The organism is Caballeronia sp. LZ024 (assembly GCF_031451455.1).
Lineage (GTDB): Bacteria > Pseudomonadota > Gammaproteobacteria > Burkholderiales > Burkholderiaceae > Caballeronia > Caballeronia telluris.
Map to the genome: position 1 here is coordinate 341,514 of NZ_JARUXL010000004.1, position 19,739 is coordinate 361,252.

General features: G+C 69.2%; 9 protein-coding genes. 6 read left to right on the top strand and 3 right to left on the bottom strand.

Annotation, left to right across the window (positions count from 1 at the left end; all coding sequences use genetic code 11):
* The 3 genes from QCE48_RS23745 to QCE48_RS23755 are packed head-to-tail and all read right to left on the bottom strand — an operon-like array spanning position 1 to position 9,961.
* The gene (locus tag QCE48_RS23745; protein WP_309782645.1) at positions 1 to 5,859 is read right to left on the bottom strand and encodes a filamentous hemagglutinin N-terminal domain-containing protein; all 5,859 of its coding nucleotides are present in this window, start codon (positions 5,857 to 5,859) and stop codon (positions 1 to 3) included.
* Positions 5,860 to 5,890: 31 nt separating this feature from the next.
* The gene (locus QCE48_RS23750; protein ID WP_309782646.1) at positions 5,891 to 7,666 is read right to left on the bottom strand and encodes a ShlB/FhaC/HecB family hemolysin secretion/activation protein; all 1,776 of its coding nucleotides are present in this window, start codon (positions 7,664 to 7,666) and stop codon (positions 5,891 to 5,893) included.
* A 57-nt stretch (positions 7,667 to 7,723) separates the two neighbouring features.
* A complete protein-coding gene (locus tag QCE48_RS23755) occupies positions 7,724 to 9,961 on the bottom strand; it encodes a CHAT domain-containing protein (RefSeq protein ID WP_309782647.1) in 2,238 nt (745 codons plus the stop codon).
* A gap of 150 nt (positions 9,962 to 10,111) precedes the next feature.
* Here QCE48_RS23755 and tssJ point away from each other — a divergent pair, with 150 nt between their 5' ends.
* The 6 genes from tssJ (at position 10,112) to QCE48_RS23785 (ending at position 19,722) form a co-directional block, all read left to right on the top strand.
* Positions 10,112 to 10,657 (top strand): type VI secretion system lipoprotein TssJ, encoded by a 546-nt coding sequence (gene tssJ, locus QCE48_RS23760; RefSeq protein ID WP_309782648.1) that lies wholly within the window; start codon positions 10,112 to 10,114, stop codon positions 10,655 to 10,657.
* 133 nt (positions 10,658 to 10,790) lie between these two features.
* On the top strand, positions 10,791 to 12,137 hold the full coding sequence (gene tssK / locus QCE48_RS23765) for a type VI secretion system baseplate subunit TssK (protein WP_309782650.1): 1,347 nt from the start codon (positions 10,791 to 10,793) through the stop codon (positions 12,135 to 12,137).
* Between the two features lie 32 nt (positions 12,138 to 12,169).
* Positions 12,170 to 13,486 (top strand): DotU family type VI secretion system protein, encoded by a 1,317-nt coding sequence (locus tag QCE48_RS23770; RefSeq protein ID WP_309782651.1) that lies wholly within the window; start codon positions 12,170 to 12,172, stop codon positions 13,484 to 13,486.
* Between the two features lie 13 nt (positions 13,487 to 13,499).
* Positions 13,500 to 17,126, top strand: a complete 3,627-nt coding sequence (gene tssM / locus QCE48_RS23775; protein ID WP_309782652.1) for a type VI secretion system membrane subunit TssM — start codon at positions 13,500 to 13,502, stop codon at positions 17,124 to 17,126.
* Positions 17,123 to 17,875, top strand: a complete 753-nt coding sequence (tagF, locus tag QCE48_RS23780; protein ID WP_309782654.1) for a type VI secretion system-associated protein TagF — start codon at positions 17,123 to 17,125, stop codon at positions 17,873 to 17,875. Before tssM ends, tagF begins: the two co-directional genes overlap by 4 nt.
* Complete coding sequence (locus QCE48_RS23785) at positions 17,872 to 19,722, top strand: serine/threonine-protein kinase (protein ID WP_309782656.1); 1,851 nt, start codon at positions 17,872 to 17,874, stop codon at positions 19,720 to 19,722. Before tagF ends, QCE48_RS23785 begins: the two co-directional genes overlap by 4 nt.
* Positions 19,723 to 19,739 lie beyond the last annotated feature (17 nt).

Genomic DNA, 19,739 nt, shown 5'->3' on the forward strand with positions numbered 1-19,739 from the left:
TCAGAATTCACCGCAGCCATGCTGGCCGTTCACGACCAGACAGTTGTTCAGATTCGGCCGCGAACGCACGCGCTTCCATTCGGCGGCGAGCGTGTCGGCCGCGCCTTCGGCCTCCTGCAGCGCGAGGATCGGCTCGTTGGTGCCCACGCAGATGTTGACGCCGCCCAGATTGCTTTCGTAGACGAAGCTGTCTTCCTGCGCCGTGAAGAGCGGCTGCAAGCCGGAACGGTTGAAGACGCCGCCGTTCGCGAGCGGGTCCTGCACCGTGAGCGTTCCCGGGGTGACGACCACGTTGTAGCCCGTCGGTGACGAAAACGTGCCGCTGATCGGGTACGTGCCGCCGGGCGACGCCAGCGTCGCCGGTGATGCAAGCGGCCCCGCAGCAAGCGCACTGCCCAGTTGATCGCCGCTCAGAAGCCCGCTGACCGCGAAGCCGAACGGGCCGTTCGCGCTGCCCCGGATGCGGGTCTGACCGCCGATCGTGACGGTGAGCGTCGGCCGCTCGGCGTACACGAAGTGGTTGCTGTTGCCGGGCACGACCGCGAGCGACGGCTGGCCGTTCCAGCTGCAAATGCCGCCGTAGACGCAGCCGTAGAAGTTAGGCAGCGTGCCGCCGGGATCGATGCCGCCGCGGTTCTCCTGCTGATCGCGACTCCGGGCCCACACGCGCCATGCGTTGCCCGCGCTCAGCGAGCCGCCCGCCGCGTTGTCGAAGACGACGTTCTGCATCACGAGGTCGATGCTGCCGCCCGCGCTCAGGTGCGTCGGCGAGCCGACGGAGCCGAGCGACACGCGGCCGTTGTCGGAAATCGCCGCGAGGTTGCCCGTCACGGTCGATTGCGTGCCGTCGATCGTCGCGGCCCTGCCGGTCGCTCCGTCGAAGCCCTGCGCGGAAACCGGCCCGATCGTGAAACCGTGGGACGCTTCGAAACTCACGTCGTGTGCGCCGGCCAGTGCGAGCGTGTTCACGTCGTTGCCGGCGTCGGTGAGCGTGAAATCGCCGCCGCCCGCGAGCAGCAGCGACTGCGCCTGAATACCGCCCGGATCGGTCACGATGCCGCTCGAAGCGAGCGCGAGCGTCTTTCCGGGCAGCGAGATGCCCGACGGCAGGTCGATGCCCTGGCCGCCCGCGCCGGTGTTCTGAAGCGTCAGGCCGGTCGCGACGGCGGGACGTTGCGCGCACGCCGAGCCGCCTTCGCACGCGCCCTGGACCGAGATGTGCCCCGTTTGCGTCGATGAGCCGAGCACGAGTGTCTGGAGGGTCGTCGAGAAGGTCTGGTAGGTCGCGGCGTCGATGGACAAACCCTGTGTCGCGTTCGTGCCGAACAGCGTGATGGGCACGGCGTTCTGCACGGTGACGTCGAAGGTCGACGGGTCGACGGATGCGGGCGAGATGAAGAGCGATCCGCCCTGCGCGTCGATCGTTCCAGCGCCGCTCCGCCCGCGAAGGCTGGTGGCGGTGCCGTTGTTCGACGCGCGAAGGGTGACGACGCCTTGCGCTCCGGTGGTGACGGAGAATGGCCCGGCGAAGAGCCGCTCGTTGCCCGGAAGCGGGACGGCGCCATAGGCGATGCCGGCGTCGGCGGTCGTGGTCGATCCGGCGATCGACACCGTGCCGTTCGCCGCGCTAGCGTTGATCGATCCGTTCAGCAGCAAAACGCCGTAGGTCGGCGAAAGTGCGCCGGGTCCTGTACTGGCGATGCTGCCGCGAATGTCGATCGGACCGCCGGCCGTGGTGAGCGACGAGCCGTCGATGAACGCCACGCCGTAGTTGCCGGCGCCGCTGCCGGTGCCGTAGATGCGGATGGCGCCGGTGGTCGTCGTGATGTGCGCCGGACCACCCGCGACCGCCGTGCCTGCGGCCGCGTTGCCGATTACGACGCCGCCGCCAGGGTTGACCGCCGGGTTCAGGCTCTGCCCGACGAGTTGGACGCTGCCGCTTCCCGTCCAGATAGAAGCGCCGTCCACTTCGACGCCGACATTCGATCCGGCGAACGATCCCTCGACGTTTCGCGGCTCCGGCATGATGCCGCGCGCGGTCACGTCGCCGCCTGTCGACGACGGCGCGCCGGCGGCCGCGCCCACGCGCGTGTCCACGTCGGCGAAGCGGATCACGACAGCCGCACCGCTGCTGCCTCCCGGGCCGCCCGGTCCGCTTACCGCACGGCCCGCCGCGCTCAGATTCACGCTGCCGCCGTTGGTGAGTACCGCGATATGCGGGGTGCTGTCGCTGCCATTGCTCACGCCTCCGATGAACACCTCGTTCGGCGCGTTTGCGACAATGTCGAGCTTGCCTTGCGCTGACGTGATGTCATTCCCCACATCGACGAAATCGGCGGCGCGCATGTCGAGCGTGATGTCGTGGCCCGACACGTTTTCCACGGGCGCCACAAGGGTCACGTCGCCAACCGTCGATGTCAGCGTCAGGTTGCCCGCGAGCGTCGCTCGGCCGTTGCTGTCGATCGTCGAGAAGGCGTTCGTTCTCGTGTCGAACACGGCGCCGTTGCCCGACCCGACGGAGAGGCCGTCACCGGTGATCGACGTGTCGCCCGTGCCGACGAGCGCCACCGTGCCGATGCTGTTGCCCGGGTTCGTCAGCGTGAAGGTGCCCGGTCCCCCGAGCAGCAGAAGATTCGCGACAAGCGGCGCGCTCTGCGTGACGGGGCCCGCGGAATCGAGCGTCAGCCCGGTAACGGAGATCGCGGACGGCAGCAATATGCCAAGGCTCCCGGTGCCGCCGTTCGCCACCGCCAGATTGGTCGTGGCGGGCAGACCCGCGCACGGCGGCTCGGCGCAGGTCGGCCCGAGCGTGATCCGGCCCGTGTGCGTCGTCGAGCCGATGTAGACGCTGTCGATGTTGGACGAGAACCGGCCGCCGAAGCTGCCATCGAGCGTGAAGCCGCCTCCGGTCGCGCCGGGCACGCCGATGTTGATCGGCGCGGCGTCGTCGGCGGCGATCGCGAACGTCGTTGGCGAGACGCTGCCCGGCAGGAGCTGCAACGTGCCGGCAGGCACGGCGAACGCCGAGAACGCGTCGACCGAGATCGACGACGTATTCGCGCCGGTGTTGGACGCGCGCAGTGTGAGCGTGCGTGTCTGGAGCGTGCCCACGGTGGAGTCCACGATCTGCAGACCGTTCTGCTCCACTGGCGCCCCGCTGCCTGAGACCGAGCCGGCGAGCGTGATGTTGGAGCCGTTGAGGCTCGCATTGGCGAGCCTGACGCCGGCGTGGTAGCCCGAGTCGCTACCGGAGGCGGTGACGAGCGCACCGTTGGTCACGCCGCGAATGTCGATCGGCCCCGGCGCCGCAGGGTCTTGCGAAGTGAAGAAGACATGGCGTCCGGTGTCTGAGGTCGAGCTCGCTCTGGTTGACACGCCCTCGTAGCCGTTGCCACTGCCATAGACGCGAATGCCGGGCAGGCCCGACGTCAGGACGAAAGTGCCTTCGCCTGCCGCCGCGATGGTCACGCCGGTGCCCATCGGTCCCTGCGAGGCCGCCGCGCCGCGCAAGAAGATGCCACCCGACGTCTCGATCGGCTCGGCGAAGAGACTGACGCCGTCGGCGCGCGCGACTGCGCCGGACGCGAGCGCGGTGCCGTCGATCGTGATATCGCCCGTGTCCGCCGTCATGCTGCCAAGCTGGGCGGACACGCCGCCCGCGCCGCCGCGGCCCGTCACAGTGATCGCGCCGGCAGCCGACTGGAGTGCCGCTGAATCCATGTCGATCCCGATGCCCGTCGACGACGTACCAGTGAGCAAGACGTTGCCCGCAGTCGCCGTGATATCGGAAGCGCCCACCGATACGCCGCGCGTGACGCCGTTGCCGGTGATCGTGATCGGGCCGGTGGTCGTCTGGAGCGCAGACCCGTTGCTGATGTCCACGCCGATACCGAGGCCGGCGACACCGGCGATCACATCCACCGGCGCCTGCCCATTGATCGTAATCGCGCCGCTCGGCGCGTTCTCGCCAATCACGACGGCGGGGTCCGAACCCGGCAGCGTCACCACGGTGAGGGTGCGCGTGTCGATACTCGCGTTCTCGAGGATGATGCGCGGGGCGGGGCCATTGACTGGCCCGTCGATCGAAACATCGCCGCCATTGCTGTTCAGCCGGAACGGCGCATTGTTCGCTGATCCGCGCAGCACGATCTCTGCGCTGCCATTGGTGCTGCCGGCGGTGTTGGCGACCAGCACGACCGAAAGCGGTCCGGTCGTGCCGTTTGGCTGCGTGGAAACGATCGACGCGCCGCCGCTGCCGTCCAGCGTCCGGTCGGCGATGATCGAGCCCGCGGCTTGCAACGTGAGCGTTGCCGGGCCGCCCGCATTCTTGTTGATCAGCCCTTGCAGCGTGATGTCGCCGCCGGGCTCACCGCCGACGCCGGTATCGACCAGCACCGACGTTCCCGAATTCAGGCGCGCGTTGATGGTGCCAACGGAGACGGTCGACAGATTCGTGGACCCGACGAAGTTCGGCCCGCCGCCGCTATCGACAGTCGATGTCGTTATCGTCACGTTGAACGGATCCAGCACCCACGTGCCCCCCACGCCATGCAGTGCGGACGCATCGATCTCTGCGCCCGCCACATCCAGAAACCGCGCCGACGTCTCGACCAACCCGCCGTTACCGCTTTGTGCGCCGCCTTTCGCCGTCAGCATCCCGTAGACGCGCGCCGCGTGAGTCCCGTAGATGACGACATTCCCGCCATCGCCGCTGGCGAGCGCATCCGCCCGCACTTGCGCGCCCGGCCCCATCCACACCGCATCCGCATTATGGATGTCGGTCTCCTTGCCCGCCGCGCCACCGCCCACGCGCACGCGTCCGCCGCCCTGCGCGCCGCTCGCATCGATGCGCGCACCGTCGTTCACCGCGACGTGATACCCGGTCGCGTCGATCTGTCCGCCCGAAAGGCCTGAAACGCCCGTCGCATCGACATTGCCGGCAATCTCGGTCACGCCCGCCGCGCCGCCGTCGAGCACGATGCGCCCGTTGCGCTCCGCGACGCTCTGCGCGCGTACCGTGCCCATCTGGTTCAGCACGGTGGCGGCGAGCGCGTCGGCCGTCTGCACCGACATCAGTACCTGCCCGCCGTCCGCCGCCAGCACGCCGGAGTTGCTCGCGAGCGCCTGCGCCGCCGCGCCGTTGACCTTCAGCATGGTGAGACCGTCGCCGGCGAAGTCGAGCGTGATGTCGCTGCCCGCGCCCATCGCGACGGTGCCGAGCTTCGCGCTCACCGTGCCGCTGTTGTCCACCTGCGCCCCGAGCAGCGCGACCGTGCCGTGCTCGCCGGCCGTGATCGCGCCTTGATTGACCACCTGACCGCCCGCCTGCGGCGACGCGCTCGCGAAGCGATACCGGCCCGCCAGAAAATCGCGGTCCGAAATCCCGAGCGTCGACGCGACGAGCGATCCCACGTTGACCGACGCGCCGCGCGCGAACAGCACGCCCGCCGGATTGACGAGAAACACCTGCCCGTTGGCGTTCATCCGTCCTGCGATCGTGCTGGCCTGGCTGCCGACGACGCGGTTGAGCAACACGGCCTGCGCCGAAGGTTGCGCGATATTCACCGTCTCGTTCGCGCCGATCGAAAACGAGTTCCAGTTGACGATGCCTTTCGGCGTGCCTTGCGTGATCGCCATCGTGTTCGGAGCGGGCGTGCCGATGGTCACGTTGCCGCTCGCGACCTGTCCGCCGAGCGGCAGTGCGAATGCGGGCGGCGCGACGAAGAGCGCGATCACCGGCAACAGCGACGGCACGATCGCCACGCCCGCATGACGCGCCGCGCGCCTGGCGAGCCGCCTGATCGCACGCTCCCATGCCCGGCGATGCTTGCGGGTCCGAAGGCCGGTGTTGTCGTTCATGTCGAACTCCTCTTTGACCGTTTTCCTGCCGCTAGAACGACTTCGACACCTGCACGTACACGCGCGGCAGCTTGTCGTCGCCGGTCGTGTCGGCTCGGGTCGTGCGCCAGGCCATGCTCGCATCCACGCTGAGGCCGTAGGGCCCGTTCCAGAACAGGCCGAGCCCGGGTCCGCTGCGCGTCACGGTATTGGCGCCCTGTTCGGGAATCGAGCGCGCGTTGTAGCGCCCGACGCCGATATCGAAGAACGCGGAGAGCGTGAGCGTCGGCATGACCGCGTAGCGGAACGCGGCCGTCGCGATCAGCCCTTCGTCCACGACCGATTCCGACGGCGAATAGGCGCGCACCGCGCGCGGGCCGCCGAGCGCGATGCGCGACGAGCTGTCGAGGTTCTGGTTGGCCCACTGCCCCGACACGCCGACGAACATGCTGACCTTCTGCGTGATCGCGTTGAGGCGGTTCGCCTGCATCGTCACGCGCACGCTGTTGCCTTGCGTGTTGCGCCCGAACGGACTCTGGTCGATCTGCTCGGCGAGCGACGAATCGATGTTCAGATGCGCGAACGCGAGCTGGATGTCCGCGCTGTTGAAGCCGCCGCCGAGCAGGCTGTCGCGGCTCTCGTAAGACAGCCCGACGCTCGCGACCACCAGCTTCTGCGGATTGTCGAAGTTGACGCTGTCGATCTTGTCGGTCAGCGCGCGGTATTCGAGCGCGCCGCGCAAGAGCAGGTTCTGGCTGCGCGAGCGGATGAGCGGATGCGACACCGAGGCGGTCACGACATCGGCATCGCCGTGGGCATTCAGCGAGGAGAAATCCTGCCCGAGGTAGTAATACAGATGCGAGTACGCCACACCCACGCGCGTGCCGTTCGCGTCGACCGGTGCGTCGTAGCCGATGCGCCCGTACAACGTGTCGGCGCGCTCGGCCGCGAGCAGGTTGACGTCGAGGTTGTCGCCGATGCCGAACGGCGACGCGAGCCGCCCCACCGCGCCCAGCCGCCAGCGCCCGGCGGCGGCCGCGCCGTAGTTGTCGGTGGCGAGGGCGAAATCCCAGCGGCGCGAGGGCTCGACGGTCACGCTCAGATCGACGGTGCCGGGCGTGCTGCCCAGTTCCAGCGCCGAGGTCACGCGAATGCCGGGCAGGTCCGAGAGCAGCAGCATCGTGCGTTCGAGTTCGCCCTGCCTGAGCGGCTTGCCGGGCTCGATCGCGGCGAGCCGCGCGCGCACGAGCGATTCCTTGATCGGCGCACCGGGCACGATGGTCAGCCGAACCGCGCCGATCTTGCCTTCGAGCACGGTGAAGGTGACATCGCCGTTGGTCACGTCCTGCGGCGGAATCACGACCTGCGCGAGCGGATAGCCGCGATCGCGATACGCCTTTGCGATCAGCGCGCCCATCGCGTTGAGATCGTCGATCGACACTTCCTGACCGATCTTGCCGGCGACGAGCGGCAGCAGCATGTCGGACGGCAAGGTCTCGTTGCCCGCAAGACGGATGCTCTTCAACGTGAACTTGCGGCCTTCGGGCACGGCGGCCGGCGCGGCAGGCGGCGCGGGCAGCACGGCTGCGCCGCCCGGCGGCGGCGCGGCAGGCGTCGGGCGCTGCTGTTCGTTGAGCAGCGTGCCGGCGCTCGGAATCTGCTGCGTGCCCGGCATCGGCACTTGCTGCGCCCACGCCGTGAGCGCGCTCGCGCAGGCGAATCCCGCTCCGGCGAGCCCGGCCGCGCGCGCGAAACGTCGTCCACGAGGGAAGCGCGCGGGCGCCCCGGTACGTTCGCCCGGCTGCGATGCGATGAGTTCGGTTTTCATGGCGTCGTTCACTGCAGCATCCTCATCGGGACGGCGCCGGGCACGAGGGTCCGGCGTTCAGTGGGCGACCGAGAGCCGCCAGTTGCCCATCAGGTCGAAGGGCGCCCAGTAGAACGGATGGGCGAACCGGCTGTCGGCCAGCACGGCGAGCTGCGCGTCGCGCATGGCGTCGATCGCCTCTTCGCCCTTGGTGAGCGAGCCGTAGAACGTGCGCATGGTGAGCGAGGTCGAATCGTCGGCGACGGGCCACATCGACACGAGCAATGCCGACGCGCCCGCATAGAAGAACGCGCGCGTGAAGCCCATGATTTCGTCGCCACGTTCGATGCGACCAAGCGCCGTTTCGCACGCGGAAAGCGTGACGAGCGCCACCGAATCGAGCTTGAGGTTGTAGATGTCCTGCGCGAGCATCGGGTCCGGGCCGTCCGCCGGCTGCTTCGCGGGCGCGAGCAGCACGCGCGAATGCAGCGGATCGACGGTGTCCGCCTGCGCGTGCGTCGCGACGTGGACGATGCGGCCCGCCGGCGCGTTGTCGCTGAAGGTCTTGCGCGTGACGTCGCTCTGCACGAAGGCCTCGTGCTGCGCGAACAGCGGTCCGATCGCGCGGACTTCGGCCTCGGCGCCCGGCAGGTCGAATTCCGGCGCAATGCGCGGATTGCCGAACGCGACGAGACTGCTCGCGATGCGCTGCTGGCGGCGCACGAGCTGCACGGCGACGCTCGCCGAAGGCGCGAGCGCGAGCGCATGCCGCTGGATCAGAAAGCCCTGCGGATTCCTGAGCGCCTGAAACGGCATGTAATGCAGCGCGCCATTCGGCACGATGATGAGCCGCTCGCCCGGACGCACGCCGAGCGGCTGGATGAGCAGCGCGTCGAGTTTGGTTCCGTAGGTGAGCGCTTGCGGACGCCCGCGGATGATCGCGTTGCGAAAATCGCCGACGGCAAGCGTCATCTCCTTGCGCGCGATCGGCAGCGTGAAACCCTGGATGCCGTCCGGGCGCACGACCCACGCGATCATCCTGTCGGGAAGACCGTGATATTCGACGATCGCCTCGCCTTGCCTGAGCGTGCCGCGCACGTCGTCGAGCGAGAGCGTGCGGCCGTTCAACTGAGCCTCGTCGACGTTGGCCGCGAGCCGGTTGCGCACGACATCGAGCAGCGCGCGGCTGCGGCTTCGCTCGGAGAGCGTCCACGCGAGCGGATAGTCGCCATCCTCGACGACGAGCGCAATCGTCTCCTCGAAGACTGTCTGCGTATCGGAGAACAGTCCCGTCTTGAACTCGTCGCTGCGAAAGCGCGCGCGGATCTTTTCGGAGTCGTCGAGCGCGGCGAGCCACGCGTCGCGCGCCTGCTGGCGCTTGCCGAGCGCGAGATACGCGCGGCCCATGCCTTCGTGCGCCCACAAACTGTCGTAGCTCGCGTCGGCGCCGCCCGCCGTCGCGCTGGCGGCGAACGCGTCGAGCGCTTCCTGCGGCTTGTGTTCGGCGAGCAGCAAATTGCCTTCGATGCGCTTCCTGAGCGGCGCCAGCAGGCTTTCCTCGACGCCGCTCGTCTGCTCGAAGGTGGCGCGCGCGCCCGCGGCGTCGCCGGATGCGATCTGCGCATTGGTGATCGACAGGAGCACCATCGGGCGATAACGCGCCGAAGCGCTTTCCAGCGCGACCCGGTATTGCGCGAGCGCCGCCGCCGGATCGCCGCGCCGGGCCGCGATGTCGCCGAGCACCTTGTACGCGGGCGCGAGCACCTGCTCGGGATTCTTCGCGCCCGCGGCGATGGCTTCCTTCGCGTAGCGTTCGGCGTCGTCCAGGTCGCCGGCGTAGCTGTAGGCGATCGCCAGATCGCGGCGCGAGAGCGCGGCGAGGTTCGCGTTGTCCGTCTGCCGCGCGACGACGAGCGCGCGCGACGCCGCTTCGATGCTGTCGCGGAAATCGCCGCGCTCGGCGGCCGCCACCGACATGCTGCAGTACGCGTAGCCGTCGAGCTTGACCTGATCGCGCGCGAGCAAAAGACGCCCTTCCTGCGACAGCGTGGCGATCGTTTCGGCATCGCGCACGCGGGCTTCGGCATCGCGCGCGACGGGCGTGAGCGCCGCGTCCGGCGGCGTCGGCGCGGTCTGAACGGCTGTCGCGCCCTGCGTGCCTTTCTTTTGCGCGCCTTGCGCATGGACGCTCGGCGCGGCGAGCGCGAGCGCCGCAAACAGCAGGAACGCGAGGCCAAACCGTCTTGCCGCGCTGCCGTCAAGTGCGCAAGCGCGGGCCGCCACACGGACCGACGCGATCTGCCCGATCGGTTTCACGAATGCGCTCCTCGAAGACCGTAGCCGCGCACCGGCGCGAGCGGCGCGCTGCCGCCGCGGTGCCACTGCTAGACGAAACATCGCGCCGGATTTGAAAAGCGCCCCCGGATCATTCGTCTGCTGCTGTGTTGGAAGAGACACAGATCAATCATGCAAACCATCGGTTCGATCCCGAGCCGCGCGCGTCCTGTGCGTCTCACTCGCAGCGCGGCGCGCGTCGTCTGCGTGTGCGCGCTCGTCGTCGCGGCCTGCAAGTCCGCGCCGCCGCCCCCGCCGCCGCCGACGGTCGTGCGCATCACCGTGAGCGCGCTCGACCAGGCGAATCCCGATCAGCGAGGCCGGCCCTCGCCCGTCGTCGTGCGCGTGTACGAACTGAAGACGACCGCCGCCTTCGACAGCGCCGACTTCTTCACGCTCTACGCAAAGGACCAGGCGACGCTCGGCGGCGATCTCAACGCGAAGAACGAATTCCTGCTCAAGCCCGGCGACAGCCGGAGCGTCGAGGCGACCGTGCAGCCGGGCACGACATTCGTCGCGGTCGTGGCCGCATATCGCGACATCGAGCGCTCTCGCTGGCGGGCGACCGTGCCGGTGCCGCCGAACCAGACGACCGTGCTCGACGTGCGCATCGACGCCGCCGATGTCTCGATCGCCGCACACCGCGCGAGCGCGCCGGCATCGAAGGCCGCCAAGTAAGCGCGCGCGCCGGCGAGTTCCAAATCGGTATCGCTCGTTCGTTTTTGAGGGAGCGTCGGGGTTGCTGACCCGCCGGCGCCGGCGAAGCGCGCGCGGCGCCGTGTCGAACCCCAGAGAGCGGATACGAGCCACCATGACCTGGCACCAACGCATGATCTGGTCCGAGGGGCTGTTCCTCGAACCGCAGCATTTCCAGCAACACGACCGCTTCATCGAGCATCTCGTGAGCGCGCACGCGCGCGCGACTGAAGCGTGGCCGTGGGGATGCGCCGCCGTCATGCTCGACGAGATCGCGCTCGGGCTCGGCAAGGTCGCGCTCGCGTCCGCGTTCGGCATGCTGCCCGACGGCACCGCGTTTTCGTTTCCCGACGACGCGCCCGCTCCGCCGCCGCTCGACATTCCCGCCGGCACGCGCGACGAAGTCGTGCTGCTCACCCTGCCGCTCGCGCGCGCCGGCGCGAAGGAGTTCGATGCCGATGGCGCGGGCGATCGCATCGACGGCGCGAGCGGCCTGCGCTATCGCACGACCGACACCGCCGTCGTCGATGTCACGACGAGCACCGACCGCGTCGCGCAGATTCGCGTCGGCGCGCCGAACCTGCGGCTGATGCTCGCGCGCGACGCCACCGACGCGTTCGCGACCATCGGCATCGCGCGCGTGCTCGAACGGCGCGCGGACAATCGCGTGCTGCTCGACGCGAGCTACATCCCGCCGATGCTCCACGCGCTCGCGGACAAGCGTCTTCTCGGCCACGCGCAGGAACTCGCGGGACTGCTGCATCAGCATGCGGACCGGATCGCGCGTCATCTCGCCAGTCCGGGACGCGGCGGCGTCGCGGAGATCGCCGATTTTCTGCTGTTGCAGACGCTCAACCGGTTCGAGCCGCAGTTCGCGCATCTGCTGAACGTGCCCTTGCTGCATCCCGAGCGCCTGTACCAGACGACGCTCGCGCTCGCCGGCGATCTCGCCGCGTTCGACGAGCGCCGCCGCGTGCTCGCGTATCCGCCGTATCGCCACGACGATCTCGCCACATCCTTCGAGCCGCTCATGCGCGACGTGCGGCAACTGCTCGCGCAGGTGCGCGAGCCGGACGCGGTCGCCATCGAGTTGCAGAGCCGCAAGCCCGGCGTGCGCGTCGCGATGATCAACGACCTCGAACTCGTGCGCACGGCGGGTTTCGTGCTCGCCGCCAACGCCCAGATGCCCGGCGAAACGCTGCGCACGCGCTTCCCGACGCAGGTGAAGGTCGCCCCCGCCGAAAAACTGCGCGATCTCGTGAATCTCGCGCTGCCGGGGATCGGTCTGCGCGCGATGCCGGTGGCGCCAAGGCAGATTCCGTTTCACGCGGGCTTTTCGTATTTCGAGCTGGATCGCGGGGGCGAGCTCTGGAAGGAACTGGAGCAGACCGGCAACCTCGCGATGTACATCGCCGGCGAATTCCCCGCGCTCGAACTGGAGTTCTGGGCCATCCGTCATTGAGGTCATTGAGGTCATCGGGATCAGGAAGTGCCATGACGAACGACGACGATCCTTTCGCCGGATTCGAATCCGACCAGACCATGATCAAGCCCAATCCCGGCGCGCGCCGCCGCGCCGGGAGCAGCGGCGGCACCGACGGGCCGTTCGCGCCGGGCACCGCGCCGGGCGCCGAACAGCGTGCCTTCGACGCCGCGTTCACCCGAGGCGGCGCGCTCAATCCGCTCGTGGCGGCGTGCGCGCCACTCCTGCAACTCGCGCCCCGCATCCGCGCGATGAGCGCCTGCGCCGACCCCGCCGCCCTGCGCGATTCGCTCGCGGCGGGCGTGCGCCGCCTGGAGTCGGAGGCGCGCGCGAGCGGCGTCGCGGCCGAGCAGGTGATGGCGGCGCGCTACATCGTCTGCACGATGCTCGACGAAGCCGCTTCCGGCACGCCGTGGGGCGCGGGCGTCTGGGCGCGGCAAAGTCTGCTCGTGACGTTCCACAACGAGGCCTGGGGCGGCGAAAAGGTGTTTCAGCTGCTCGCGAGGCTCGCGCAGAAACCCGCTCAGCATCTGCATCTGCTGGAACTGGCGAGCATGGTGCTCGCGCTCGGCTTCGAAGGCCGCTATCGCGTGGCGGCGCAAGGCAGGCAGACGCTCGACGCGATCCGCGCGCGGCTCTACGACCTGATCCGCAAGGAGCGCGGCGAGCCGGAGCGCGCGCTGTCGCCGCACTGGCAAGGCGTGCACGCCGCGCGGCGGCGCACGACCGACGTGTTGCCGGTCTGGGTCGTCGGCGCATTCGCGCTGCTGTTCGTCGCGATGGCCTATCTCGCGATGAGCTTCCAGCTCGGCCGCCTGTCCGATCCCGCGTTCGACACGCTCACCTCGATTCGCGCGGGGGCGCAGCGCCCGCTCGTCGTGACGCAGGCCGCGAAACCGCGTCTCGCCGAATTCCTCGCGCCGGAAATCCGCGACGGTCTGGTCGCCGTCGACGACCGCGTGGACCGCTCGGTCGTCACGCTGCACGGCGATAACATTTTCCGGCCCGGCAGCGCGGAAGTCGCGACGCCGGTCAGGCCGCTCGTCGAGCGCATCGCGGCGGCGCTCAACGCGGTTCCCGGCAACGTGCTCGTCACGGGTCACACGGACGACCGGCCGATCCGCTCGGGGCGTTTTCCATCGAACTGGGAACTGTCGAAGGAGCGCGCCGCGAACGTGCGCGACCTGCTCGCGGCGACCGTCCCGGCCGCGCGCCTGAAGGCCGAGGGCAAGGGCGACGCCGACCCCGTCGCGCCCAACGATTCGCCCGCCGGCCGCGCGCGCAACCGGCGCGTCGAGGTGACGCTGTTCGCGAAGCCCGGGTCCTAGGGCCGCACGCGCCATGAAGAAGCTCTTGTCGATCCTCTTTCATCCGGTCCTGCTGCTGATCGTCGGGCTGGCGCTCATGGCGGGCGCGATCTGGATCGCCGGGCCGCTCATGTCGTTCGCGCGCAGCTATCCGCTCGAATCGCGCACGGCGCGATTCATCGCGATCGGCTGCGTCGCGCTCGTCGTCATCCTGAGGCGAATCTGGGTGGCGTGGCGCGCGCGCCGCACGCAGGCAGCGCTGTCGGCGGGACTCGCCGCCCATCGCGAGGCGCCGCGCGCCGCCGCCGCGCCGACGCCGGGCGAGACGGAAATCGCGACGCTGTCAAAGCGCTTCGACGAAGCGCTTGCCGTGTTGCGCGAGGCGCGCATCACCGCATCCGGCAAGAAGCCGGGCTGGCGCGACTGGGTCACGCTCTCGGGCAGGCAATATCTCTATCAATTGCCGTGGTACATGTTCATCGGCGCGCCGGGCGCGGGCAAGACCACGGCGCTGATTCACTCGGGCCTGCGCTTTCCGCTCGCGGAACGCTTCGGCACCGACAAGATCCGCGGCGTCGGCGGCACGCGCAACTGCGACTGGTGGTTCACCGACGACGCCGTCCTGATCGACACCGCCGGCCGCTACACGACCCACGAAAGCGACCGCGATGCCGACCAGGCCGCGTGGCAAGGCTTTCTCGCGCTCCTGAAGAAGACGCGTCCGCGCCAGCCGGTCAACGGTGTGCTGATGACGCTCGCCGTGCCCGACCTGATCGCCGCGATGCCCGCCAACGTCGAGGAGATGGCCTCGACGCTGCGCGCGCGCATGCGCGAACTGATGCAGGCGTTCGGCACGCGCTTTCCCGTCTACGTGCTCGTCACGAAAACGGACCTGCTCGCGGGATTCACGGAGTTCTTCGCGGACATGCCGAAGGAAGAGCGCGCGCAGGTCTTCGGCTTCACGTTTCCCTACGACCCGAAGCACCCGCTCACGGAAAGCGAATTCGGCGCGCGCGTCGATGCCGAACTGGATGCGCTCGAAGCACGGCTCGTCACGCGTCTGCCGGAACGGCTGAATGCCGAAACGGGACTGGCGCAGCGCGCGGCGATCGTTGGCTTTCCGCAGCAGTTCGCGGCGCTCAAACCCGCGCTCGCCGAGGCCTTGCGCGCAACCTTCATGCAGTCGAAACACGACGACATCCCGCTCGTGCGCGGCGTCTATTTCACGAGCGGCACGCAGGAAGGCACGCCGATCGACCGCGTGATGGGGTCGCTCGCGCGTGCATTCGGCGTCGAGCGGGGCGTGCAGCCGCCGCGTCCTTCGAGCGGGCGCAGCTACTTCATCGAGCGGCTCCTGACGCAGGTCGTGTTCGCCGAACAGGGCCTCGCCGGATCGAATCTCAGATGGGCGCGCCGGCGGCATCTGTGGCGGCTCTCGGCCTACGCGGCGATCGCGGCCGTGAGCGCGTGCGTGCTCGCGCTCTGGGGCACGAGCTATCTGCGCAACCGCATCTACGTGGCGAGCGTCGATCAGGCGGCGCACACGGCGCAACAGGCCGTGGCCGGCACCTCGGCGGCCGGCACGAGTCTCGTCGCGTTGCTGCCGCTCTTGTCGGCGGTGCGCCAGCTCGCGTCGACCCGCCAAGTCGATGCCGCGCGTCCGCCGCTTTCGATGCAATGGGGGCTGTGGCAAGGCGCCAAGCTCGACGCCGCCGCCAGCGACGCCTACGAGCGATTGCTGACCGACCTGTTCCTGCCGAAGCTCGCCGCGCGTATCGAAGAGCAGGCGCGCAGCGCGAACCGCGCGAATCCGGGCTACGCCTACGAAGCGCTCAAGGCGTATCTGATGCTCAACCAGCCGGAACATCAGGACCCCGACGCGCTCAAGACCTGGATCGTGACCGACTGGGAGCGGTCACTGCCGCGCGAAGTCGGCAACGAACAGCGCGCCGCGCTTGCCGGTCATCTCGACGCGCTCCTCGCGCGCGGCGTCGTGCATCCGAATCTGCCTTTCGACGAACGCCTCGTCGCGCATCTGCGCACGATGCTCGCCGCCAGCACGCTCGCGCAGCGCGTGTACGGGCGCGTGAAGCAGCAAGGCGTCGGGGCGAACTATCCGGAGTTCACCGTGGCGCACGCGGGCGGGCCGAACGCGTCGCTCGTGTTCGTGCGCGCGAGCGGCATGCCGCTCACGCGCGGCGTGCCGGGACTCTATTCATTCGACGGCTATCACAAGGCATTCCTGAGCGGCGTCGACCAGGTTGCGGTGCAACTCGCCACCGAGGAACCGTGGGTGCTCGGCATCCGCGACCAGAGCGGCCTGCCGCGCGGCGATCCGGCCGCGACCCAGCGCCTGACTGAAGACGTCCGGCTGCTCTACCTTCAGGACTATGCGCGCATCTGGAACGACTTCCTGAACGACATCCGCATCGTTCACGCGGACAGCCTCGCCCAGTCGGCGCAGATCGCGCGCATCCTGTCCGCGCCCGATTCGCCGCTCGCCATGCTCGCGAAGGCGGCGTCGCGCGAAACGTCGCTCGCCACCCGGCCCGAGAACGAAACGACCGTCGTCGACAAGGCCAACGACAAGATCAGCGCCGCGCGCGAGCAGTTGCTGAAGATCATCGGCGGACCCGATCCCACGCAGATCGCGCCGGTAGCGCCGGGCACCCGGCTGGAGAGCATCGTCGACGACCGTTTCGCCGGATTGCGCGCGCTCGTCACGAGTCCGGGCGCCGGTCAGCCGGCGCCGATCACGCAGACGCTCGCGCTCATCAACGATGTCTACGCCAGTCTGAGCGCCACCGACGAAGCGTTGCAGCAGAAGACCGCGCCGCCGCCGTCGGATGCGCCCGCGAAACTGCGCGCGCAGGCGGCGCGCCTGCCCGAGCCGATCCGCACCGCGCTGCTCGATCTCGGCAGCCAGGGCGCGGCGCAGACGCAGCAGGCGCGGCGCGTGAACCTGTCGGCGGACCTGAAGGAATCGATCGCCTCGTTTTGCGAGCGCGCGCTGAAGGGACGTTATCCGTTCAACCCGAATTCCGCGCGCGACGTGCTGCCCGAGGACTTCGGCGCGCTCTTCGCGCCGGGCGGCAAGTTCGACGACTTCTTCCAGAAGAACCTCGCCGCAGACGTCGATGTATCGGCGAAACCCTGGGCCTTCCGGAAATCCGATTCGTCCGCCACGCAGATCAGCCCCGCCGGGCTCGCGCAGTTCGAGCGGGCGGCGACGATTCGCGGCGTGTTCTTCCGCGCGGGCGGCAAGACGCCCGCGCTCGCCCTGCAATTCAAGCCGCTCGACATGGACCCGACCATCCTCTCGTTCACGCTCGACGTCGACGGCCAGGTGCTCACCTACGCGCACGGCCCGCAGATCGCGACGGCGATCCAGTGGCCCGGCACGCGCGGCTCCGGCCGCGTGAGCGTGCAACTTTCGCCGCCGCCTGGCGGCGGCGCGAGCGATCTCGTCTTCGAAGGCCCTTGGGCGCTCTTTCGCATGTTCGACCGGCTCGACGTCCAGTCGACGGAACAGCCCGAGCGCTTCATCGCGACCTTCGACGTCGAGGGGCGCAAGGCGCGCTTCGAAGTGACGGCGAACAGCGTCGAGAATCCGTTCCGGCTCGCCGACCTGCGCGCGTTCTCGTGCCCGGAGCGGCTATGAACGACGCGCTCGACACGACCCTCGCCGACGACGGCGAAACGATCGCCGGCTGGTACGGCAAGCTGCCGTCGCTCGGCGACTTCGCGGCGCGGCGGCTGTCCGACGCGTTCGTCGCGCCGTGGGACGCGTGGCTCGCCGCGCGCGTCGCCGAGACGCAGCTCGCGCTCGGCGCGGACTGGCTTCCGCTCTATCTCACGTGTCCGGTGTGGCGTTTCTTCGCGATGCCCGGTGCGATCGCGCCGACGCTCGCCGGATGCTGGACGGGCGTCGTGATGGCGTCCGTGGACCGCGTCGGGCGGCATTTTCCGCTCACGATCGCCGCGTCGATGCCGTGCGCGCCCGCGACGGGCGGCGAAATCGCCGCGCTCTGGCAATGGCTTTCCGCGATCGAAGGCGTGGCGCTCGCCGCGCTCGACTTCGATCACGGCATCGAGCGCCTCGACGCGCAACTCGCCGCCCTGCCGGTGCCGCTGCCTGTGCCGGCCTCTCACGGCGCACGGGCTGCCGTGCTTCAGGAGCCGTGGGTCGTGCAGTCGCCCACGACGCTCGCGAGCGCGCTCGCGCGGACCTTCGCGCCGGTCTGGCAAACCGAGGTCGTCGGCATGAGCATGTGGACCTCCGCCCAGGCCGCGCCCGACGCCGCGCTTGATCCCGAAGACCCGTCGCCGCGGCCGTTCACGATCTGGCCGGTGTACGGCCTGCCGGACACCGCGCTTTTCACCACCTTGCTGCGGGACTTCGGATCATGAACGCGGCTGGCGAGCTACCGGGCAAAAACGGCGACGGCGGCGACGGCGGCAAGACCGAAAGCAACGCCGAAAACAGCGCTGAAACCGACAAGACGGTCATCGTGACCGGCGCGCGGGTAGCGCCTGCGAGCCGGTTGTGCGCGCCGGGCGAGCTCGCGTCGCACAACATCCTGCCGCCCGGCACGCGACTCGGCGAATTCGAGATCGTGGGGCTGATCGGCGAAGGCGGCTTCGGCATCGTCTATCTGGCCTTCGACACCTCGCTCGACCGGCACGTCGCGCTCAAGGAATACATGCCCTCGGCGCTCGCCTCGCGCGTGGGCGGCACGCAGGTGCAGGTCAAGTCCGAGCGCTACGAGAACATGTTCCGCGCCGGGCTGAAGAGCTTCATCAACGACGAGGCGCGGCTGCTCGCGCGCTTCGACCATCAGTCGCTCGTGAAGGTGTATCGCTTTTGGGAAGCGAACGGCACCGCCTACATGGTGATGCCGTACTACAAGGGCGTGACGCTCAAGGACGCGCTCAAGGCGATGAAAAAGCCGCCCGACGAAGCCTGGCTGCGCGCGCTGCTCACGCCGCTCGTCGATGCGCTCGCCGTGCTGCACGCGTCGGACTGCTTTCACCGCGACATCGCGCCCGACAACATCATCCTGCTCGAAGAAAGCCATCGTCCCGTGCTGCTCGATTTTGGCGCGGCGCGGCGTGTGATCGGCGACATGACGCAGGCGCTCACCGTGATCCTCAAGCCGGGCTATGCACCGATCGAGCAGTACGCCGAAGTGCCCTCGCTCAGGCAAGGGCCGTGGACCGATCACTATGCGCTCGCCGCGCTCGTGTATTTCGCGATCACCGGGAAAACGCCGCCGCCTGCGGTCGGCCGGATGGTGAGCGACAGCTATCAGCCGCTCGCGAAGCTCGCGGCGGGCCGGTATTCGGAGCGCTTCCTGAAGGCGATCGATCACGCGCTCGCGGTGGCACCGGCGAACCGGCCGCAGACCGACCGGCAGTTCGCCGCCGAACTCGGCATCACGCTCCATGACGCGCCCGCACAGCGCGCGGCGGGCGGCGCAAAGGACAAGACGGCGCGGCGGCGGCGCGTCGGCTGGGCGCTCGGCGCGGGGTGCGTGCTGACGGCGGCGGCGCTCGCCTTTCTCGTGCCGACGTTCCTCTCGCATCGGTCGCCTGCACCACAGATCGGACGCGCCGCTAACGGCGGCGTGACACCGACTCCACCCGCGCCAACGTCCCCCGCGCTGGCGCAACGCGTGCCGAAGCCCGCCGACGTGCCGCGCGAATCTCCGCCGCCCGCCGCGTTGCCGCCCTTCTCGCCGGCCGACGAATTCACGCGCATCGTCTCGCTCGCGGACCCGTCGATCGCCGTGAAGGTGGACGTGCCAGTCGCGCGCGCCGTCGTGGACCGCGACCGGCTGCGCTTCTCGATCCTCAGCAATCGCGATGGCTATGTGTACGTATTCGTCGTCGATCCGGCGAATCAGTACTTGCAACTCTTTCCGAACGAACTCGACCGCGACAACCGCATCAGCCAGAAGAAGCACCTCACGCTGCCGCGTCCCGCCTGGCCGATGCAGGCGGGCGAGCCGGTCGGTGCGAATCATTTCGTGGCGATCGTATCGCTCGCGCCGCGCGATTTTTCCGCGCTCGGCATGACGCACGATGCGGTGTTCGCGAGCCTCTCGCCCGAGGCTCAGGCGGCGGCGAGCGCCGCGCGGACCCTCACCGCATCGCCGTTCGCGGGCGTGCCGGCGTGCGGCGCCGAGGCGCCTTCGTGCGCCGTCGCGTACGGCGCGGCGACCTTCAAAATCGAGGTCGTCCGTTCGTCTAGATAGCGAATGGTCATTCGCTC